Source organism: Pseudomonas sp. Cab53, assembly GCF_018325965.1.
GTDB lineage: Bacteria > Pseudomonadota > Gammaproteobacteria > Pseudomonadales > Pseudomonadaceae > Aquipseudomonas > Aquipseudomonas chlororaphis_E.
Genome location: NZ_AP021902.1, coordinates 2,054,236 through 2,074,557, shown reverse-complemented (window position 1 = coordinate 2,074,557; position 20,322 = coordinate 2,054,236). Strand labels below are relative to the sequence as shown.

The window sequence follows — 20,322 nt, the reverse complement described above, 5'->3', positions numbered from 1 at the left end:
TCCAGCACTCACGAAGAACCGGGCGGAATGCCGTCCTTGTTGAAATCCTTCAGACGCTCACGCTCTTGCTCAGTGGCATGAGCCGGCGTGTCATTGTTGGGTTGTTGCTGTTCTTTTTCATCTGCCATGGCGTTGCCCTCCGAGTGATACCCCGTTGGGCTGCCTGCGGTACCGGCAGTTCAATTTGTTTCGAGTGGCCGGGCAGGCTGCGCCGAGAGCGGAACATCGAAGACCCGATCGAACGCCCACTGGAACACCAGCGAATAAAAAAAGAAGAACACGAACAACCCCAGGTTGGTCACCAGCGCCAGCCACAGGCTGATGCCCAGCCACGCCGCGATCACCGGGGTAAGGATCAGGGTCAAGCCACCTTCGAACCCCAAGGCGTGAAGCAACCGTCGCCGCCAACTGCGATGACGGTTGTGCTGACGGCGTTCCCACCATTCGAACAGACCGTTGAAAAGCATGTTCCAGGCCAGTGCGACGGCAGAAATCACCAGTGACAACAGGGTCGAATACCCCATGCCCTGGCCATAGATCAGCGCCAGCGCCGGTGCCACGAACAGCACACCGCCGGCTTCATAGAGTACGGCCTGGAGGATTTTACGGGGCGCGCCTTGCATGGGGTGATCTCCTGTTGGCAGTGCGAGACCACAGCCTGGCAAGTTGAGCCGACGCGTACAAATGAGCTAAATTGAGCCACGCTCAACCCGAGTAATCCAGCCGCCCATGTTTGCCAAACTGCCCCTCACCGCCTTGCGCGGCTTCGAGTCTGCCGCACGGCTGGGCAGCTTCAAGGCGGCGGCCCAGGAGCTGCATGTCAGCCCGGCGGCGATCTCCCATCAAGTCAAGAGCCTCGAGGCATTCCTGGGCGTGCGATTGTTCGAACGCTCCAGCCAGAACGTGCGCCTGAGCGCCGACGGCGAGCGCCTTCACCCACAATTGCACCGCGCCCTGCTGGACATCCAGCACGGCTTGCAGGCGCTGTCACCGCCCTGCGCTTCACAGTCGCTGGTGGTGAGCACCACCCCGGCGTTCGCCAGCCTGTGGCTGATCCCTCGGCTCGGGGACTTTCATCGGTTATACCCGGAGATCGACGTGAGGCTGCATAGCAGCAACGAGGTGGTCGACCTGCTCCGCGACGCCAGCATCGACCTGGCCATCCGCGCCCAGTTCACGCCTGATCCTCAGCTGTTCCAGCAACCGTTGCTGGAAGAGTTCTTCGGCGCCTACTGTCGCCCCGACTGGCAACCGCCCACCGCCGACTCCCCCGTGGAGTTGATCGACGTGCCCTGGCTGAGCAGTTCAAACGAAGCGGTCGATTGGCCGACCTGGTGCGCCAAGGCAGGCACCCCGGACTGGCTGGGTACCGCGCGCTTTCGACGCTACGACGAGGAGCAGCATGCCCTGCAGGCCGCCATCGTCGGGCATGGCCTGGTGCTTGCCAGCAATGTATTGGTTGCAGAAGCGGTCGCACGTGGACAACTGGTCGGCTATCGGCCTGACGTTCGCCTGGCTGGCGCGCGATACAGCGTAGTGTGCGTGCCGGGGCGGGAACGCCAGTCGGTGGTGCACGGGTTCAGTGAGTGGTTGCGGGGACAGGCGCTCACGGCGCAGACGGGGCATTAACCCGGGGCCCTACACTGTCTTCAGGTCAATGAAGAACCCTGCGGCTCTCGCCAATCCTGATGCGATCGAGCGCCCTGTTCAAAGCATCCAAAGCGCCCAATAGCGCCTTCGCCTCGGCTTCCCGACCGTCGCCCCAAAGACGTTCCGCCATCTTGTTCAACGCCTGGATGGAGCGCTCAATATCGGCAGCCGTCACGGCGGTGCTTTCCTGATGTTTCTTCGGCATTGCCTTACTCTCTTCGGAACCTGGATCAAGACGCTCCACTGTACGCTGGGCTCATGTGCAAGCCGAGCCCTATACTTGCGCTGGACTTTCCGAACGTCTACCCAAAATGCGCCCAGGGAGATGACCGATAGGAAACCAAGGACTGACAAGGGGAAGCGAGCAATGAGTACGCTTGAAAGAGCAATATCGATTTCCGCGCTGGCCCATGAAGGGCAAACCGATAAAGGGGGGGCTCCTTATATCCTGCATCCGTTGAAAGTCATGTTGCGTCTATCCGGTGACGAAGAACGCATCGTCGCGGTGTTGCACGACGTCGTCGAAGACACTGCCGTTACCTTGGCAGACCTGCGCGATGCAGGCTTCAGCGAAGCGACTCTGAATGCCATCGATTCACTCACCAAGCGCGACGGCGAAACCTATCAGGCCTTTATCGAACGCGCCGCACGTGACCCTATGGCGCGCCGGGTGAAACTGGCCGACCTGGCGGAGAACAGTGACTTGTCACGCCTGGGCACACCCAGCCAAAAAGATCTGGAGCGCATTGCAAAGTACCGTGAGGCCATCGATTACCTGGCAACGCAAGCGTGACACCCCTGACCCTTATCACGAGCAGAAGTGGGAGATGATCCCCAACGCCAGATCAGGGCTGCACTTGCGCTGCAAGTGACTGGATCATTTACTGATTACCGCTTTAGTAACGTCGCATATTTTTTCAACACGTCAGATTCAGAGAGGCCTGCGACGATCTCCAGCAGCTTCTGGTTGTGCTCCAGATACAACACGTTGTATTTCAAATCAACGGGAAACGTGAGATTGGCAATAGCTGCTGCGGGAAGCTCGAATACCACCGTCACAACCTCCCCACGAGTAGGGCCTAACGTGCCTATTTTGTAGAACGTCTTCCCGTCGGAAATTTGTACATCGGAACTGCCCTGGGCCCTGTAGGACACCTCAAGGGAAGCACCTTGCTTCAAGGAGCTCAACTCTTCGATTGTCTTTACCTCCACCCTGAAGGGTGCATGGTTAAACGCCCCTGCTGCTTCGACTATTTTCCTGAAATCAGTCCGTGGCTGTTTCGACTCTTTGTACGGCTCGGACCAATTCATGTCCGCAGACACGATCAGACTTGCATCCCGAGTAATATCATGGTCTCCAGGCGTACCGGGAAGAATGCTCCTCGAAACATCCTTCGCAGCCAGTTTTATAGAAAAAACATCTAGCGTTTCATGGGTCAGATAAAATCTAAATAGCACATCGAGCCTTGAAGGAGCCAGAGAGTACGCCGAAATCGGCCCGGGGTATTCAGGGCGTTGAATTACATAGCTTTGGATATTTTTTTCAAGCCAGGCAACTGATCGAGTAGCCAGTCGCAAGGGTGCCTTGCTTTTAGAAAACTGCGCATAATCATACAAGGCAATGGTTGCAATCAAATTACCATTCAGCACCGCAATCCGTTCGTTTACCGGATACTCTTCAAACAACACATCCTTGCCAACAGTCCTGGCAAAACCTCCTTTGTCAACGGGCATCGAGTATGACAAATAAATCGCTTCAGCCTTGTTTTTGTAGTAGATGTTTCCCGTCTTTTTTGCCATTTCCATATAAAACTCAAGCGCAATGCCTTGGGTAAAAGCAGATACCCAAGGCGCCCTGAGCTGGAAAGGCCACGCATCTATGTAATCATCCATAAAGGCATAAAAGAGACCGCCACCTCTCATCTTTTCAAAAACTCTCAACTTTTTTTCACACGCCACAGCACCGGCAAGGTCACCGGACAGTGCCGCCTCAAGACCCCGTATTGCCAGCTTGCTTGGGGACCTGAAATTCTTTGTCCGACTGGACATCCCCACTGTCGCATCACACTCCTTGCTGGTTCCAAATGCCCAAGGATAATTGGGCGAGCCCTCTGCATAAAACTTGAGTAGATCTGACTGCTGCGCTTGTACAGAAGCACAGGACATCGCCAAACAGAAGAAAAGAAACAGCAGTTTTTTTGAGTTTATTAGCATAGTCACGTACAGCCTTATAAAAATCCCACGCAAGATCATCAGTGCGCCCATTAACCACCCGCAGCCTGACCCCAGCTCGCGGACGGAACAGAGTTGGTCCATCAGGAAGATTTGGCGCAGACGTCTCAACGCCGGCCATAACAGAAACCAGCGCGGAGCTCCAGACAACCCTACTTGAGCCCCCATTGCAATTTTTCGTATGCAGTGCGGGCCTCGAATCGCCCCCTGCATTCCGCTCAACGGATGATAGGACCAAACCCCTCATTTACAAGAAATTTAATCGACGCACAGCGGTGAAAATCCCCAGAACGCCCCCCAAAAAATCGATGAATTGTCGAAGACTCCTACAGCACTCTCCCATTGGTAACATCCACACTGGCCTCATTGCCTCCAGCTGCTACGCTCAGTCCCGAGGTGCAAACCCACCATCCAGCCTGGAGGATGAAAAACCCGAAAGCGTGCACGCTAAGCGCACGTGACCGCAACCTTGAATGAGAAATAGCTGCCGGACAGCAGCTTGATAATGATACAGAGGACGTATGAATTTTCGGCTCGACATACAAGCCCTCAGAGGGCTTGCCGTTGCATTTGTAGTGATGGACCACCTGGGTTTCACCGCTTTAAAAGCTGGATTTCTAGGCGTAGATATATTTTTTGTCATTTCCGGATATTTGATTACCGGAATCATCGCCAGCAAAATAGCCAGTGGCGACTTTCGTCTTTCTGAATTTTATTACAAGCGCGCCAAACGCCTGGTACCGGCCGTCTATGTAACAATTTTAGCCACCTGCATCGGCGCCTATCTGTTATTAACACCGATGGAAAACAGGAACCTGCTCTCTCAAGTTGCAGGAGCGGTGACCTACACTACCAATTTTGTTCTATTGAATCAGACTGGATATTTTGATGCCGATGCGTCCACCAAGCCATTGCTGCACTTATGGTCTCTGGCTGTCGAGGAACAGTATTACCTGATTTTTCCACTTATTCTTATTCTCAGCCCCGCTCGCCTCTGGTTGCGCATTGTTATCACTGTCTTAATCGGCAGCCTCCTAGCCTGCCTGTACCTGAAACAAACCCATCCCTCAGCGACTTTTTTCCTGCTGCCCACTCGTTGCTGGGAATTATTGATCGGCTCGGGCGGCTATCTGGCTGCCCAGAAATTCAACATAAAGATTCCCCGCCCCGTATTTTTACTGGCCATCCTCGCAGTTCTAATCATCCCCACGATGGAAATTAAATGGGGCCACCCAGGACCGGCAGCAGTTGTTGTATGCCTCTCGACCCTCTTCATCATCTGGGCCAATAGCACGATAGCCAATACGTCCATTTTTATCAAACCACTTGTCAAGCTTGGCGACATTTCCTACTCCCTGTACCTAGTGCATTGGCCGGTCATTGTTTTCGCACACGCGGTACTGCCTAATGAGCTTACACTGTTTAGTCAAATATCCTTGTTTCTAGTATCGCTGTTATGTGCGGGGGTTCTTTACATCTTCGTTGAGCAACCCAGTCGTCGGTCCCTGATTCCTCAAGCCGGACTGACATGGACGATAACTCTCGGAGCGGCCGTACTGGTATCAATCCAATACACCGCAACCCGACACAACAATAATCAAGTAGATTTCGACGCTTTGTTACGGCCCAATTACGGCCTTGATAGAGCTTGCGACAACTATCTGTTCAAGAACGATGAAAAATGCCGAACCTCCACCCCGGCTCGCAATATAGTCTGGGGCGATTCCTATGCCATGCACACCATCGAGGGAGTTAAGAACCACAGAAAAGGAGGGATCGCACAGGCGACCTACAGCGCTTGCCCTCCCTTCTTGGATACTGCGCCTTACAACCCGGCACGAGCAGATGCAGGGAAGCTAGCAAATTACTGCATAGCATTTAACGACACTGTATTTTCTGCGATCAAAGCAGACAAAACCATTGAGACGGTCATCCTTGCCGCCTCTTTTTGGCAATACACCGTGCCCACCAACAAAATGCTGACAAGGGACGAACAAGACAAGGGTTCGACTCGCATAGTGCCTACAAGCCTTGATCAAGTTGAAAATGACCTGGGCAGGACCATCAGCGAGCTTAAGCGGATCGGCAAAGAAGTCATCGTCATTGGCCCACCTCCCTCCGTAGGCAATGAAAATATCAGCTGCATGCAGCAGCAGCTGTCCAACAGCACAACTGCACACGACTGCACCATCCCATTAAAGAACTACAGGGAATACAACGCCGGCGTCCTTACGTTGCTCGATACCATTGAAACGAAATACGCGATACGGGTCATTCGTCTAAGCAATGCACTGTGTGATGACACGGTTTGCCGCACCGTTGTAGACGGAGTGCCCATGTACCGTGATTCAGGGCACTTGTCATACGTAGGTTCTGCAAAAGCTTTCGATATCCTTGCGAACACGAAAAATCTTTGGTGAAAGCCATCCTCGGCAGGAGCCTGACGCGTGAAAGCAGGCTCCGTGTTTGTTTGGAAAGCGCGATTTTACAAAGACGCCTATGGGCAGGTAACAGCCTTTCGAGACTGCTTCTTGGTCCACAGCAGACGACCGTTGATTCTTCCCTCAGACCACGATTCGGTAACCAAAGCGCAATTACCGCCCAGGTTCTCGACAAACGTCCTTGGGTAGCCTTCAGGCTCATCTCCACCAAGACGCATCCAGTTCGGATCGGTCGAAGTCACTGTTTGATAAGGCATGCAGGCTACCAGTGTGACCAACAAAAGAGCCAAAACTACTTTTCCCATACCAGTCCAACCCATTCGGCAACAGACAGCTTTATTGCCATCCGGCCATCTTGAAAACAGCCACCACCTGAACGGGCATTCGCAACCCCATCGATCTTGTGACAACGCTATTTAAATCCCCTGGCAACTGGCCTTTCGTCCTTTGGGAGGAAGAACGCGACGCACACGCTGCGTAACGCCTCCACACCACCGCTCGGGCCTTGCCCGGCAAGGAGGACCGCATAGCTGAATACCTGATGGGGCCGACCAATAGTGCGCCAGGTCAGGCTGGCTTTAGGTTGCTTTCATTTGTCGAGATTTAGCAACTCGCACATCCGCTCCCCTAACATTCCACGTAACCACGCACCATGAAACTCAATATTTTCCAGCGAGGTACCGTGCGCTAACGGGTATTCGAAAACCCTACCCTTCGCCCCCCGATAAGCGACGAGAAAATAGCCATCGTGATCAAACGCTGCGAGCACGCAAGGACGGATATGAATGATTTGGCTAAATGGCACGCGCACTTCAGTGGCTTTTAGGCCACGACGAGTGATGGTGAGGGTCAACATCTGCTGGTTTTCGTCAAACGTGAAAGCCCGCACTTGAGACGCAGGGACAATCCACGCAAAGAACGCACCGATGAGCACTGCACTGGCCAGCATTAACAGAATAAAGGATGACCCTGTGAGGCTCTCACCATGGTCAGGCTGCACCCCATGCATGACCTCCGGCCCTGGGAAAAGGAACGTCACAAGCCCATAGGCCGGTAAAAGCAGAAGCAACGCAAGAGAGAAGCCAAAAACGCCCATGCCATTGCTTTCGATAATGGGTATTTCAGGACCGTAATACCAGATAGGTGGGTGGGCAGTGCCCGGCACGCCAGCAGGCGCTGCTGTAACGCTAGCGGGTCTTCGATGATTCATCTGGCTGTCTCAAGGATTGCGGCGCAGACGTTACCACTACTAGCGGACAGCCTGGAAACGGATCACGGGACTTTTTTCAATATGTCGCCCCATCCATTCTCACTTTTCCGGGGTGATCAGATCATCACTCGAGCGGCCATCCAAAGCTGGCATCGGGTCTATTTGAACTCCAGCCACGACGCTCGCAAGAGCCGTGTAGGCGGAACCAACCCGAGAAAAGGCCTCCTTCCAAAGGCAACCTGAGACCTCGCCAGCAACCACCAGCATCATCATTTTGGTTGTGGCGGCGTCCAGCTCTAAAAGTGACTGGTGTGCTTCGAATCGAAAGGTGTCATTGGACATGGTAAACCGTTTGCCCCCCTGCTCTTAGCAGCGGCGCCTCCTGCCTGAGTTCTTGCGGGTTTGCCCCAACAGTTATACACCTAACGCTTCGTACAAGAACAAGTGGTTCGTCTATGACCAAGCAATATCCGGAAGGGAATGGGGGAAAAGACGATTGAGTACGTCGAGGTGGGCGCCGAATTGGCGTTCTGAGGTGGGGGTTTTGCAAGAGTTTTGCAAATGGCAGAAAGCAAAAAGGGGCTACCGTTTCCGGTAACCCCTTCTAGACCGCCCAGCAGAGCGGATTTTGTTTGGTAGGCGCGATTGGACTCGAACCAACGACCCCCACCATGTCAAGGTGGTGCTCTAACCAACTGAGCTACGTGCCTGCTGTGAGGCGGCATTCTACGGAATTCCAAAGGGGTGTCAACACCTTTTTTTCACCTAACCCTATGAATATGCAAAATATTTAATTTCGCCCACGCGACGAAGATATTGCAGTGGCTGGCGGCCGATTTTTATCTCGGGTAGGATCGGCGCATTCGTAAAAAATATAAAACAGAGGTTGCAGAATGGCGAACACATCCTACCCAGCGTCCTATTATGCTGCGTCGGCCAACCCGGCTCCGTCGCGCCCAGCCCTGCAGGGTGAGGTCGAGACGGATGTGTGTGTAATCGGTGCGGGGTACACCGGCCTGTCCTCTGCGCTGTTCCTGCTGGAAAACGGCTTCAAGGTCACCATCCTTGAAGCGGCCAAGGTGGGCTTCGGTGCGTCGGGTCGCAACGGTGGGCAGATCGTCAACAGTTATAGCCGTGACATCGATGTGATCGAACGCAGCGTCGGCCCTCAACAGGCGCAATTGCTGGGCAATATGGCGTTCGAGGGCGGACGGATCATTCGGGAACGAGTGGCCAAGTATCAGATTCAGTGCGATTTGAAGGACGGTGGCGTGTTTGCCGCCCTGACCGCCAAGCAGATGGGCCACCTGGAGTCGCAGAAGCGCTTATGGGAGCGTTTCGGGCATACCCAGCTGGAGTTGCTGGACCAGCGTCGCATTCGCGAGGTGGTGGCTTGTGAGGAGTATGTTGGCGGCATGCTGGACATGAGCGGCGGGCATATCCATCCACTGAACCTGGCCTTGGGTGAAGCAGCGGCCGTCGAGTCGCTCGGCGGGGTCATCCATGAGCAGTCACCTGCAGTGCGTATCGAGCGCGGCGCCAGTCCCGTCGTGCATACGCCTCAGGGTAAGGTCAGGGCCAAGTTCATCATCGTGGCCGGCAATGCTTACCTGGGCAACCTGGTGCCGGAACTGGCTGCCAAATCCATGCCGTGCGGCACCCAGGTGATCGCGACCGAGCCACTGGGGGACGAGTTGGCCCACAGTCTGTTGCCGCAGGATTACTGTGTCGAGGACTGCAATTACCTGCTCGACTACTACCGACTGACCGGCGACAAGCGCCTGATCTTCGGGGTGGCGTGGTGTACGGCGCCAGGGACCCGGCGAACATCGAGGCCATCATCCGACCGAAGATGCTCAAGGCGTTTCCTCAGCTCAAACAGGTGAAGATCGACTACGCCTGGACCGGAAACTTCCTACTGACGTTGTCACGTCTTCCTCAGGTCGGGCGCCTGGGGGACAACATCTACTATTCCCAGGGCTGCAGTGGCCATGGCGTGACGTACACGCACCTGGCAGGCAAGGTCCTGGCCGAGGCGCTGCGTGGTCAGGCTGAGCGTTTTGATGCGTTTGCCGACCTGCCCCACTACCCGTTCCCCGGCGGCCAACTGCTGCGTACGCCGTTTGCGGCGATGGGTGCATGGTATTACGGGCTGCGGGATAGACTCGGATTCTGAGGCTCACGCTCATAACCAGCCATCAGGAAATCGAGTTGCCTGCCTGTTCGGCAGGAAAGAAGTCACCGAGCAATTCAATGAAGGACTGACGCAACCACCGGTTCGCCGGATCATGGTGGAAACGCGTATGCCAATACAGGTGGATCTCATAACCACCGATGTCCCAAGGTAGCGGGACCAGGCGTACGTCGGTGATTTCGGCGAACCGCCGGCCTACCGCCAGGGGAACGGTGGCGATCATGTCGGACTCCGCCACCAGGAAAGGCACCCCCATGAAGCGTGGCAGGCTGAAACGCACCCGGCGTGAAATACCGTGGGCTGCCAGCTCACGATCCAGCACGTCCATGCCCCGCCCTTCCGCCTGGACCGCGACATGCACAGCGGCCTGATACTGTTCGGCGCTCATGCTGTCGCCGATCGTCGGATGATCGCTGCGTACAATGCACACGAAGGAGTGGCGGTACAGCGCCCGATGCCGGATCGAGGTGTTGAGCAAGCGTGGGAAATAACCGATCGCCGCGTCCACTTCGCCTGCGTCCAATCCCTCTTCCAACTGCTCGGAGGACAAGGCCAGGGTCCGAATCCGCAATTGCGGCGCCTTCCTGTCGAGCATGCGCATCAATCGGGGCAGGAACACCATTTCACCAATGTCCGACATACACAGCACCAACTGGCGTTCGGAATGCTCGGCGACAAACCCGGTGGATGGCAGCACGTCGCTGCTGACCATCTCCAGGATCCGTTGCACGGGCTCAGCGATCTGCAAAGCCCTGGCGGTAGGCTGCATGCCCCGGGAAGTACGGATGAACAGCGGATCATCGAACAACGCTCGCAACTTGGACAAAGCGAAGCTCATGGCCGGCTGGCTGAGGCCCATGAGGTCGCCGGCCAGTGTCACGCTCTGTTTCTTGCGTAACGCATCGAAGACTTTCAGCAGGTTGAGGTCGACATCTTTAATATCCATATTTTGGATTTTATCTATAAGCAAAATAAGGTTTTCGGATTCTAGGGTGAAGCCTAGACTCGTTACAAGATCGTTAACGCGATTAACCAATTTGCGAGTCCTATAACAATAAACGGAGCTCACCATGCCCAAGAAGCTGCGCAGCAATTTCCCCCACGGGTCTTACTTATGGGCCGTGCGCGCTGCCCAGTGGCGTGCCTTGGGCATTGACGAAAGCGAGCTGGAGAAAACCAAGATCGCGATCGTCAATTCCTCGTCGAACCTGGCGATCTGTTTCAGTCACCTGGACGGTATCGCCGCCAGGATCAAGCAATCGATACGCGATGCCGGCGCCCTGCCCTTCGAGATCCGCACCGCGGCGCCCAGTGACTTCATCACCGGGGCCGGCGCTGGAGGCGCCTACATGCTGGCCGCGCGCGACCTCATCACCAACGACATCGAAGTGGCGGTAGAAGGTGCTCAGCTCGATGGCATGATTTGCCTGGCTTCCTGCGATAAAACGGTGCCGGGCCAACTGATGGCCGCGGCCCGGCTGAATATTCCGACGCTGATCGTGATTTGCGGGTATCAACCCAGCGGCGAATACCAAGGCCAGCACGTCGACATTGAAGACGTGTTCATCAGTTCCATGCACGTAGTCACCGGCAAACTCCCGGTCGAAGAGTTGGTGGGCATGACCCGCAATGCCATCAAGGGGCCAGGCGTGTGCTCGGGCATGGGCACCGCCAACTCCATGCATCTGGTGTGTGAAGCCCTGGGCATGTCCCTGCCCGGCAGTGCGCCCATTGCCGCTAACAGCCCGCAGATGTTCGATTTCGTGGACCAGGCCGGCAAGCGCATCGTGGAAATGGTCGCAGAGGACCTCAAGCCCCGCGACATCCTCACTCCGGGCGCCTTCGCCAACGCGGTGGCGACCATGCTTGCCGCCGGAGGGTCGGTCAATACCATCAAGCACATGCAGGCAGTGGCCGCCGAAGGCGGGATCGAGGTGGATGTCTATCAGCTTTTCAAGGACCTGGGTCAACAAGTACCCGTATTGGTCGGCGTGCGCCCGGTAGGTCAGCACAGCATCGAGCAGATGGAAGCCGCAGGTGGCGGGCGGGCGCTACTCAAGCGCCTGCAGCCGCTGTTGCACGGCGATGTGCTGACTGTCACCGGCAAGACGCTTGCGCAAAACCTGGAAGGGGTCAGCGTCGACGACGCCGAAGTGATCCGTCCGCTGGACAACCCTTTCGCCACCCGGCCGGCGATCGTGATGCTGCGCGGCAACATCGCGCCCCAGGCCGGCATCGTCAAATATGGCATCGACCCGGGCAAAATGCGCCGCTTCAAAGGCCCCGCGATCTGCTTCGAGCGCTCCGCCGATGCTATCGAGGCCTTGCAGGATGGGCGCATACAACCCGGCCATGTGGTGGTCATGCGCGGTGCGGGCGTGCGCGGCGGCCCGGCCATGGGCGGTGGCGCCTCAAGGGTGGTGTTCGCCATCGACGGCGCCGGCCTTGGCGATCATGTCGCGATGCTGACCGACGGTCATCTCTCGGGGTTGGTCTGCAAAGGCCTGGTGGTGGCTGAAGTGGCGCCAGAAGCCGCTGTCGGGGGCCCGCTGGCGTTGATTGAAAACGGAGACATCATCGACATCGACCTGGACCTCCACACCCTGAATGCCGCCATCAGCGACACTGAAATGGAGGCCCGCCGGGCCCGCTGGCAGCCTCGGGCACCGCAGTTCGGCGGAGGCTGGCTGGATATCTATCGCAACAGCGTCTCGGCCATGGAGCACGGTGCCGTATTGATCAAGCCGCTCGACCGCACCGACCAGCGGGAACCGCAGTGATGAGATTGCTCGACGACGAAAAAGCCATGCTCGCCGGCGATCAAGGCCCGGCGGTGCAGAAGGCCATGGACCTGCTCGTGCGCTATGGCGAAGCCCTGGGCGCGCGATACCTGGTGAACACCCGCAACGTGGCCGGGACCATCGGCGCCACGACGCCGTTCCTGCGTCATTACGCCGAGCGCGAAGGCGGCATGGACGCCGTGTTCAGCGAGTTCAATCTCGACAGCGCCGAAGTGGTCAAGATCCCTAGGGTCAAGGTGCCCAGCAGCCACCTGCAACAGGGCATCGACCCGCACCACGCCGAACGCCAGGGCGTCAGCGAAGACGTGGTGCGTATCTACGAGACAGGCCAGGCCTACAGCAGCAGCCTGGGCGTTCAGCCCTTGAACACGTGCACGCCCTACCAGGTAGGAAACGTGCCAGTGAAAGGCGAACACTGCGCCTGGATGGAATCCTCCGCCGTCATCTACATCAACTCGGTACTTGGCGCGCGTACCAACGCCGAAGGCCGGGAAAGCACCGGCGCGGCGATGCTGACCGGCAAGATCCCCCATTGGGGCCTGCACCTCGATGAAAACCGTCGCGGTAGCCACCTGATCCATCTGCAGACCGATGTGACGACCACAGCCGACTGGGGGCTGCTCGGCTACTGGGTGGGTGAACAGGTGCAGGATCGCATCCCGGTCATCGAAGGCGTGACGCACCAACCCAACTTGGCTCGTCTCAAGCACTTCGGCGCTGCGGCGGCCTCCAGCGGCGGCGTGGAGATGTACCACCTGGTGGGTGTCACCCCCGAAGCCCGCACCCGCGAGCAGGCATTCGGCGGATCCCGGCCTTCGACGATCCTGAGCTTCGGTGAAGCCGAACGGCGCTGGGCCTACGAACAAGTCAACGTCACCGCGCGAGATGCGCAGGTCGACTTCGTCATGCTTGGCTGTCCGCACTACAGCCTCGAACAGATCTGGGAAGTCTGCCAACTGCTCGAAGGCCAACGCCTGAGTCCCAATACCGAACTCTGGCTGTTCACCGCCGCATCGATCAAGCACCTGGCCGACGTCGCCGGTTATACGCGCATCATCGAACAGGCGGGTGGGCACGTGATGACAGACACCTGCTCCGCGATTGGCAGGGTGATTCCCAAGGGCACCCGGGTAGCGGCCGTGGACTCGGCCAAACAGGCCCATTACCTGCCCGCGATCATGGGTATCCAGGCGTGGTTCGGCACCACCGCCGACTGCGTCGAGGCGGCCATCGAAGGCCGCTGGCAAGGAGGTTTGCAATGAGCACACCCTTTACGATCAAAGGCCGCAAAGTGGTCGGCGGCTGCTTCGAAGGCGAAGCGTTGGTGACCCATGAGCGCATCTCCGGCTGGGGCGGCATCGACCCGCGCAGTGGCACCGTCATCGAAACACGTCACGAACTCAAGGGCATCAGTTTTGCGGGCAAGGTCCTGGTGTTTCCCGGTGCCAAGGGGTCGTCCGGCTGGTCCTCGCAGTTTCATATCGCGCGCCTCGCCGGTGTCGCGCCCGGCGCCATGCTGTTCAATGAAATGACCGCGAAAATAGGCCTGGGGGTTGTCGTCGTGCACGCACCCGCCATGACCGACTTCACCGAGGATCCGCTGGGCCGGATCCGCACCGGAGATTGGGTGCGCGTCGATGCCGACGCCGGGATCGTCGAAGTGACCCCGCAACAACCCCGCCCAGCCCAACCCATAGAGCAACCACTGGACAGGACGACGCGACCGCCAGACCCGTCGTAGCCCACAACTATTTTGTTTGCCGAAACAACCACCACCGAGGCCTCTGGCCAACGGTTTCGGGCTCGGCCGCCCTTTTGTCACCCCAAAGGTAATGTCATGGCTCATGTTATTCGCACGGTGCGTCGCACCAGCGCCCCCACCGTTCAACGCCTGCAGGCCGACGTCTGCATCGCCGGCGCCGGCATCTCCGGCATTTCCGCCGCCCTTGAAGCCGCCGCCCTCGGCAAGCGCGTGGTGCTGTTCGACGCCCTGCCGATGCTGGGCGGCCAGGCGGTCGGCTCGATCATCGGCACCTTCTGCGGCTTGTTCTCCAATGGCCCGAACCGTCAATTGCTGACCCACGGCATCGCCGACGGCATCCTGCGTGACCTGGGTGCCTCGGGCGACCTGCACCAGGCCATTGGTCCGCTGACCACCGTGGTCTACTACGACGAAGTCGCCCTGGGCCGTTGGATGGGACAAAAGGTGCTCGACGCCGGTATCACCGTGGTGCTCGGCGCGGTATTGCGGGATGTCGTACGCGAAGGCCCGCGGGTCCAGGAAGTGGAGTTGGCCACCCGCTATGGCGACGTACGCGTGGCGGCCGACGGGTTTATCGATGCCAGTGGCGATGCTGCGCTGGTCTGGAATGCCGGGTTTGCCTGCCGCGAACCGGATACACCAATCTACGGCACTCAAATGTTCGTGCTGGAACACATTAATGAAGCACACCTGCCTACCCGCGCGCAGTTCACCGAACGGGTCAAACAAGCAGCCAGGCACTACGGTATCGAGCGCGATGATGGCTTGTTCTTCCAGTTTCCCGGCCGGGGTACGGCGGCGTTCAACATGACTCACATCGAAACCCCGTTGGACCCGATTGCCGCGTCCCACGTCGCCATCGCCGGTCGCCAACAGGTGGAACAGGTGATCGAGTTCCTCAAGGCGGAATACCCCGAGGCCTATGGCAAGGCCAGAGTGCGCTCGTATGCACTGCCAGGCATTCGCCAGACGCGCTGGATTGTCGGGCTGCATCACCTGACGGCCGATGAAGTACGGGCCGCCACGATGTTCCCGGACGCAGTGGCTCGCACCTCCTGGCCGGTGGAATTGCACGGCAATACCAGCGGTTATCAATGGGAACCCTTCGGCGACGATCACATCCACAGCGTGCCGCTGCGCAGTATGCTCCCCGAGGGCAGCGACAATCTGGTGGTCGCCGGCCGCTGCATCGACGCCGACGCGGCCGCGCTGTCGAGTGTGCGCGTGATGGGACCGTGTATCGCGATGGGCGCCGCGGCCGCTCATGCGCTGGACCTTGCGGGCCCCGGCGGCCGGCTGGCCGATATACCCGCCCACGCGTTGCGTGAGCGACTTGCGTTCAACCTGGAATAGCTTTTTCAAGCGGTTCGATGCGACCGTCGTGCAAACGCGGGCGCCACTCCAACAACAATAAGAAATGCGGTGGAGAACGTACATGTCACAGTCACGCCCCCTGGATGTCGCGGCACTCATAGAAGGCCGCAAATTGTCACGTTTCAACTATGTGGTGATCCTCGTCTCGGTCCTGATCACCTTCCTCGACGGTTTCGATCTGCTGGTGCTCTCGCACACGGCGTCCTATATCGCCGATGAGGTCGGCCTGGACAAGATCCAACTGGGCGAAATCTTCTCCATCGGCCTGCTGGGGATGATGCTCGGCGGGTTCTTCTTCGGCTACCTGGGCGACCGCATCGGGCGCCGCCCCACGATCCTGTTCTCAAACTGCGCGTTTGGCCTGCTGACCTTGCTGTTTGTCATGGCCGACAGCTATGAATCGTTGATGGTCCTGCGCTTTTTCAACGGCTTTGCCCTGGGCGCCATGCTGCCCCTGTGCTGGGCGTTGAACATTGAGTTCGTCCCCAAGCGCTACCGCTCCACGGTCGTCACCGTGATCATGGTCGGTTTCAGCCTTGGCAGCGCAGTAGCCGGGCCGCTGACGGTATGGCTGGCGCCGCATGTCGGATGGCAAGGCGTATTCGTGTTCGGCGGCGTGCTGACGCTGCTCGCTTGGGTGCTGTTGCTGTTCACCCTGCCCGAATCGGTTCGTTTCCTGGCCAGCAAGCGCAAGGCGCCGGAGAAAATCGCGGCGATTCTCAAGCGCATGGACCGGCACCTGGATGTACGCCCCGACGACCAGTTCGTCCTGCTGGACGAGCCGGACATCGGCCGCCAACCCTTTCGTGTCAGCCAACTGTTCATCGGCCGCCTGAAATGGATCACACCGATGATCTGGCTGGGCTACTCCGCCAGCTCCATGGCCATGTACTTCCTCGCCTCCTGGAGCCCGTTGGTCTATCAATACGCAGGATTCGATCGCGCGACCGCGTCGTGGGTCAGCTCGATCGCGTCGTTCAGCGGGGCGATGGCGGGGCTGGTGATGATGCGCTTCGTCGACACCCGCGGGCCCTACATGGTGATGGTCTATCCGCTGCTGGCCTTGCCTTTCCTGCTGGTACTCGGCGTTACCGGCATGCAGGGCACCGCCTTCCTGATGCTGAGCCTGGCCGGCGGCCTGTTCGTCAAAGGCTCACACTACGGCATCCTCAGTATTGCCGGGATCTTCTATCCCAGCGCCATCCGCGCCAATGGCGCCGGCTGGGCCACGTCAATTGCCAAGATCGGTTCGATCCTAGGCCCACTGCTCGGTGCCTACGTGCTCAACAGCGGCCTGCCGGTGGTGAAGAGTTTCCTGGTATTGGCGATTTGTCCGGCCCTGCTCTCCGTCTGCGCTTTCGTCATCGGACGGCTGGTTGAAAAAGGCGAGCCTTCTGCCGCCGAGCCAGTACCGGACACCTCCCAAGCCTGACGCCTGGGCTTCAGAACATAACGATTCGTAAAACGCCACGGCCAACACCGTGGCCCGGAAGACGTGTGCGCAAATTTCGCCTCATTCCATTCCTGGAGACCAATAACAATGATCAGGATCCCGTTTTTACTGCTGTCACGACGCAACACTGCCCTGGCCGCCAGCGTTCTGCTCCTCATCAGCCAACCGGCAAATGCAGAATTTCTGAAAGACAGCACCGCAACGCTGACCACCCGCAACTTCTATCTGAACCGCGACTTCCGACAAGACAACGCACCTCAGTCCAAAACCGAGGAATGGGCCCAGGGCTTCATCATAGATTTGCGGTCCGGTTACACCGAGGGCTCCGTCGGTTTCGGGCTGGACGCGCTGGCTGAGTTGGGTGTGAAGCTGGACTCCGGTGCAGGGCGACGCGGCTCAGGCCTGTTGCCCTACGGCCCTGACAGCAATGAGCCAACCGACAACTACAGCGAATTGGGCGCCACCGCCAAGGTACGCCTCGCCAAGAGCGAGCTGAAGATCGGCACGCTTATGCCGACCCACCCGCTGGCCTTCTACAACGATATGCGGCTATTGCCCTCGACATTCGCAGGCGGATTACTGACCTCCAATGACATAGACCGATTGACCTTCACCACCGGACGCCTGACCAAGGGCAATGCGCGCGATTCATCCAGCAACGATGACATCGGTTATGCGGGCCAGAAATCCAGCCATCTGGATCTGGTAGGGGGGACTTTGCGCTGACCAAGGAACTGACGCTGCGTTACCATCACGGCGAACTGGACGATATTTATGTCCAGCAATTTGCCGGCCTGATCCACACCCTACCCCTGGGTGAAGGCGTCAGCCTGCGCAGTGACCTGCGGTATTTCGATAGCCGCGATACGGGCAATGCCAAGGCCGGGCGCATCGATAACCGCAACTTCAACGGCATCGTCACGTTGGGTGTGGCAGCGCACAAGTTCTCCATGGGTTATCAGGAAATGCGCGGGGATACGGCGTTTCCTGTCATCGAAACCGGCACGCCCTACGTGGTGAACCTGGTCACCTACAACAGCTTCACCAAGATCGGCGAAACCTCCTGGCAATTGCGTTACAACTATGATTTTGCCGCCTTGGGCATACCCGGGCTGACGTTCATGACGCGTTACGTAAAAGGCACAGGCGTGGAAAGTCGTACGGTCAGTAGCGGCACTGAATGGGAACGCGATACCGACATCACCTACGTGATACAGAGCGGCGCGCTCAAGGGCCTGGACCTGCGCTGGCGCAATGCGACCTTTCGCTCCAGCAATGGCTTGACGCAAGACCTGGACGAAAACCGGCTCATTGCCGCCTATACCTGGAAACTCCGGTAATCAAGGGACCATTGCGATGATGAATCGACGGGAATTACTGGGCAGTTCGCTGGCGCTGGCTTCGTTGGCCACGATCGCACAAGCGCAGGAGATGACGCTGGCGATGACCAACGACGACTTGCTGCAGCAACTGCAACGCGACCTCGAGAAACACGCGGCCCTGGGTGACAAAGGCAGTGGGGGCAAAGGCGACCGTGCGACAGCCGATTGGATTGCATCGCGGCTCAAAGCGTCCGGGTACGTCGTCGAAGAGCAGAACGTGTCGCTCCCGTACTTCGAATCAGTGCGTTCCGAGCTCGCCTGGGAAGGGCATAAAGTCGAGGTGAAACCCCAACCTGTCGTGGTGTCGACGTCGGCGGCAGGGCTGACTGCAAAGGCCGTCCTGATCCATGACCCCTCCCAGGCGCCCGAGGCTTCGGGAAAGATTGCAATACTGGTGCTGCCCCATGACAAACATGCGGCGCTGTTCATGGGGCAGGCGGGGCGTTTTCTTGAGGCCGCCGTCAAGGCAGCTCCTGCCGCCATCGTCATCGTCCCGGTCGGGCCGACAGGAGGGATCGTCGGTCTCAATACACGACTGAAACCGATGGCCGATGTGCCCATCGTCGTCATGGCCCCCAGTGACCTGCCGTCATTGATACCGGCAATCGTGCAGGACAGAAGCATCACGCTGACAGTGTCGGGGCAGGCAAGCCAGCGCGACACCGTCAACCTGATAGGACGAAGAGTGGCAGGCAAGAAATGGTTGGTCATTTCCACGCCACGCACCGGCTGGTTCTCCTGCGTGGCCGAGCGCGGCACGGGAACTGCCGCTTTTTTGCATCTTGCTCAATGGGCAGCGAAGCGCTTTGCCGACCACTCCATCTGTGTCATCAATTCCGGTGGCCATGAAATGGATTTTGCCGGTATGCACAAAGCCGTGCCGCTCGCGCCGTCACCAGAGGCCACGGCGATCTGGACCCATATCGGCGCAGGCTTGGCTACGCGCGACTGTCTCGACCTGGCGAGCCGGGACAAGCCCTTCTTCCTACCCTCCGCTGACCCGCAACGCGCGTTGATGGTATCGCCTGCGCTCATGGACAAGGCGACACGGGTATTCGCCGGTCTGTCGGGCTTGGAGCGCCCCCTCAATGCCTTGAAAGGCAAAGGAGAACTATCCGGCATCATCGAGCGCGGATACCTCAATGCCTTCGCGGTGCTGGGCGTACATCGCTGGTTCCATACCCAGGAGGACACCCTGGAAAAAGTCGATGCCTGCCTCTTGGTACCGGTGGTGGAAGCCCATAAAGCCATGATCGAAGCCTTTTCTTGAAGGCACGTCGAGGCACGCCGCTCGGCCTGGCGCCGGGCGGCATATTTGAATGTTTGACTGGAAAAATCGGGGTGGGTACTGAATTCAATGGAAGCCAAAAACGAAAAAAGCGGCCTTAGGCCGCTTGTTTCGTAGCTTCAAGGCGTTCAGTGGGCCTCGAAGCAGATATGGCGCAGCGGACGGGACTCGAACCCGCGACCCCCGGCGTGACAGGCCGGTATTCTAACCGACTGAACTACCGCTGCGTATCGCTGTGGACTTGCGTCCAGTTAACTCGTCTGACCAGCCCCTTGGGATTGATCTCGAACCAGGCGAACCTGCTTCGGAAAATATGGCGCAGCGGACGGGACTCGAACCCGCGACCCCCGGCGTGACAGGCCGGTATTCTAACCGACTGAACTACCGCTGCGCGTCGGTGGAGGCTTTTGACAGCTTCCATCTTGCTTTCGCAAGACTCTCTTGAAACATGGTGGGTGATGACGGGATCGAACCGCCGACATTCTGCTTGTAAGGCAGACGCTCTCCCGGCTGAGCTAATCACCCTTTGCTTTGC

The 20,322-nt window shown here is 58.2% G+C and carries 15 protein-coding genes, 4 tRNA genes and 2 pseudogenes; 11 read left to right on the top strand and 10 right to left on the bottom strand.

Features of this window, described 5'->3' with window-relative positions; genetic code table 11:
- Positions 1-179: 179 nt before the first annotated feature.
- On the bottom strand, positions 180-623 hold the full coding sequence (locus KI241_RS09070; protein WP_053150784.1) for a PACE efflux transporter: 444 nt from the start codon (positions 621-623) through the stop codon (positions 180-182).
- A gap of 106 nt (positions 624-729) precedes the next feature.
- Between KI241_RS09070 and KI241_RS09065 the strand changes: the two genes are divergently transcribed.
- On the top strand, positions 730-1,629 hold the full coding sequence (locus KI241_RS09065; protein ID WP_212803589.1) for a LysR substrate-binding domain-containing protein: 900 nt from the start codon (positions 730-732) through the stop codon (positions 1,627-1,629).
- Positions 1,630-1,654: 25 nt separating this feature from the next.
- Here the strand turns inward: KI241_RS09065 and KI241_RS09060 are convergent, their stop codons facing one another.
- Positions 1,655-1,855, bottom strand: a complete 201-nt coding sequence (locus KI241_RS09060; RefSeq protein ID WP_042728282.1) for a hypothetical protein — start codon at positions 1,853-1,855, stop codon at positions 1,655-1,657.
- 162 nt (positions 1,856-2,017) lie between these two features.
- Between KI241_RS09060 and KI241_RS09055 the strand changes: the two genes are divergently transcribed.
- On the top strand, positions 2,018-2,443 hold the full coding sequence (locus KI241_RS09055) for a GTP pyrophosphokinase (RefSeq protein ID WP_212803588.1): 426 nt from the start codon (positions 2,018-2,020) through the stop codon (positions 2,441-2,443).
- Between the two features lie 95 nt (positions 2,444-2,538).
- Here the strand turns inward: KI241_RS09055 and KI241_RS09050 are convergent, their stop codons facing one another.
- A complete protein-coding gene (locus KI241_RS09050; protein WP_212803587.1) occupies positions 2,539-3,915 on the bottom strand; it encodes a D-glucuronyl C5-epimerase family protein in 1,377 nt (458 codons plus the stop codon).
- A 488-nt stretch (positions 3,916-4,403) separates the two neighbouring features.
- Between KI241_RS09050 and KI241_RS09045 the strand changes: the two genes are divergently transcribed.
- Positions 4,404-6,302: an acyltransferase family protein gene (locus KI241_RS09045; RefSeq protein WP_212803586.1), complete on the top strand. Its 1,899-nt coding sequence runs from the start codon at positions 4,404-4,406 to the stop codon at positions 6,300-6,302.
- 610 nt (positions 6,303-6,912) lie between these two features.
- On the opposite strand, the gene KI241_RS09040 is transcribed toward KI241_RS09045, so the two are convergent.
- From KI241_RS09040 to KI241_RS09030, 3 genes are all read right to left on the bottom strand, one after another.
- Positions 6,913-7,533 carry a hypothetical protein gene (locus KI241_RS09040; RefSeq protein WP_244868268.1) on the bottom strand — a complete coding sequence of 207 codons (621 nt, stop codon included), beginning with the start codon at positions 7,531-7,533 and terminating at the stop codon, positions 6,913-6,915.
- Positions 7,534-7,632: 99 nt separating this feature from the next.
- Complete coding sequence (locus tag KI241_RS09035; RefSeq protein ID WP_047737331.1) at positions 7,633-7,875, bottom strand: hypothetical protein; 243 nt, start codon at positions 7,873-7,875, stop codon at positions 7,633-7,635.
- Between the two features lie 291 nt (positions 7,876-8,166).
- Positions 8,167-8,243, bottom strand: a tRNA-Val gene (locus tag KI241_RS09030).
- Positions 8,244-8,426: 183 nt separating this feature from the next.
- Here KI241_RS09030 and KI241_RS09025 point away from each other — a divergent pair.
- Positions 8,427-9,709 (top strand): annotated as a pseudogene (locus KI241_RS09025) (FAD-binding oxidoreductase).
- A 22-nt stretch (positions 9,710-9,731) separates the two neighbouring features.
- On the opposite strand, the gene KI241_RS09020 reads toward KI241_RS09025, so the two are convergent.
- Positions 9,732-10,673 carry a LysR family transcriptional regulator gene (locus tag KI241_RS09020; RefSeq protein ID WP_123578648.1) on the bottom strand — a complete coding sequence of 314 codons (942 nt, stop codon included), beginning with the start codon at positions 10,671-10,673 and terminating at the stop codon, positions 9,732-9,734.
- Between the two features lie 124 nt (positions 10,674-10,797).
- On the opposite strand from KI241_RS09020, the gene ilvD reads away from it, so the two are divergent.
- The 7 genes and pseudogenes from ilvD to KI241_RS08985 all read left to right on the top strand — a co-directional run bounded on the left by ilvD (position 10,798) and on the right by KI241_RS08985 (position 19,769).
- Positions 10,798-12,507 (top strand): dihydroxy-acid dehydratase, encoded by a 1,710-nt coding sequence (gene ilvD, locus KI241_RS09015; protein ID WP_123578647.1) that lies wholly within the window; start codon positions 10,798-10,800, stop codon positions 12,505-12,507.
- Positions 12,507-13,790 carry an aconitase X catalytic domain-containing protein gene (locus KI241_RS09010; RefSeq protein WP_123578646.1) on the top strand — a complete coding sequence of 428 codons (1,284 nt, stop codon included), beginning with the start codon at positions 12,507-12,509 and terminating at the stop codon, positions 13,788-13,790. Before ilvD ends, KI241_RS09010 begins: the two co-directional genes overlap by 1 nt.
- A complete protein-coding gene (locus tag KI241_RS09005; RefSeq protein ID WP_123578645.1) occupies positions 13,787-14,269 on the top strand; it encodes a DUF126 domain-containing protein in 483 nt (160 codons plus the stop codon). Before KI241_RS09010 ends, KI241_RS09005 begins: the two co-directional genes overlap by 4 nt.
- Before the next feature lie 96 nt (positions 14,270-14,365).
- Positions 14,366-15,643 carry an FAD-dependent oxidoreductase gene (locus tag KI241_RS09000; protein ID WP_123578644.1) on the top strand — a complete coding sequence of 426 codons (1,278 nt, stop codon included), beginning with the start codon at positions 14,366-14,368 and terminating at the stop codon, positions 15,641-15,643.
- Between the two features lie 82 nt (positions 15,644-15,725).
- On the top strand, positions 15,726-17,096 hold the full coding sequence (locus KI241_RS08995) for an MFS transporter (RefSeq protein WP_123578643.1): 1,371 nt from the start codon (positions 15,726-15,728) through the stop codon (positions 17,094-17,096).
- Positions 17,097-17,204: 108 nt separating this feature from the next.
- A pseudogene (locus KI241_RS08990) lies at positions 17,205-18,457 on the top strand (OprD family porin).
- Between the two features lie 16 nt (positions 18,458-18,473).
- Positions 18,474-19,769, top strand: a complete 1,296-nt coding sequence (locus KI241_RS08985) for a hypothetical protein (protein WP_123578641.1) — start codon at positions 18,474-18,476, stop codon at positions 19,767-19,769.
- Positions 19,770-19,937: 168 nt separating this feature from the next.
- Here the strand turns inward: KI241_RS08985 and KI241_RS08980 are convergent.
- From KI241_RS08980 to KI241_RS08970, 3 genes are all read right to left on the bottom strand, one after another.
- Positions 19,938-20,014 (bottom strand) — tRNA-Asp (locus tag KI241_RS08980).
- Between the two features lie 87 nt (positions 20,015-20,101).
- Positions 20,102-20,178, bottom strand: a tRNA-Asp gene (locus tag KI241_RS08975).
- Positions 20,179-20,236: 58 nt separating this feature from the next.
- A tRNA-Val gene (locus KI241_RS08970) sits at positions 20,237-20,312 on the bottom strand.
- Positions 20,313-20,322: the final 10 nt, after the last annotated feature.

Coding starts and splice junctions, on each gene's coding strand:
- KI241_RS09070 (WP_053150784.1), bottom strand. CDS start 623: ATGCAAGGCGCGCCCCGTAAAATCCTCCAGGCCGTACTCTATGAAGCC.
- KI241_RS09065 (WP_212803589.1), top strand. CDS start 730: ATGTTTGCCAAACTGCCCCTCACCGCCTTGCGCGGCTTCGAGTCTGCC.
- KI241_RS09060 (WP_042728282.1), bottom strand. CDS start 1,855: ATGCCGAAGAAACATCAGGAAAGCACCGCCGTGACGGCTGCCGATATT.
- KI241_RS09055 (WP_212803588.1), top strand. CDS start 2,018: ATGAGTACGCTTGAAAGAGCAATATCGATTTCCGCGCTGGCCCATGAA.
- KI241_RS09050 (WP_212803587.1), bottom strand. CDS start 3,915: ATGGGCGCACTGATGATCTTGCGTGGGATTTTTATAAGGCTGTACGTG.
- KI241_RS09045 (WP_212803586.1), top strand. CDS start 4,404: ATGAATTTTCGGCTCGACATACAAGCCCTCAGAGGGCTTGCCGTTGCA.
- KI241_RS09040 (WP_244868268.1), bottom strand. CDS start 7,533: ATGAATCATCGAAGACCCGCTAGCGTTACAGCAGCGCCTGCTGGCGTG.
- KI241_RS09035 (WP_047737331.1), bottom strand. CDS start 7,875: ATGTCCAATGACACCTTTCGATTCGAAGCACACCAGTCACTTTTAGAG.
- KI241_RS09020 (WP_123578648.1), bottom strand. CDS start 10,673: ATGGATATTAAAGATGTCGACCTCAACCTGCTGAAAGTCTTCGATGCG.
- ilvD (WP_123578647.1), top strand. CDS start 10,798: ATGCCCAAGAAGCTGCGCAGCAATTTCCCCCACGGGTCTTACTTATGG.
- KI241_RS09010 (WP_123578646.1), top strand. CDS start 12,507: ATGAGATTGCTCGACGACGAAAAAGCCATGCTCGCCGGCGATCAAGGC.
- KI241_RS09005 (WP_123578645.1), top strand. CDS start 13,787: ATGAGCACACCCTTTACGATCAAAGGCCGCAAAGTGGTCGGCGGCTGC.
- KI241_RS09000 (WP_123578644.1), top strand. CDS start 14,366: ATGGCTCATGTTATTCGCACGGTGCGTCGCACCAGCGCCCCCACCGTT.
- KI241_RS08995 (WP_123578643.1), top strand. CDS start 15,726: ATGTCACAGTCACGCCCCCTGGATGTCGCGGCACTCATAGAAGGCCGC.
- KI241_RS08985 (WP_123578641.1), top strand. CDS start 18,474: ATGATGAATCGACGGGAATTACTGGGCAGTTCGCTGGCGCTGGCTTCG.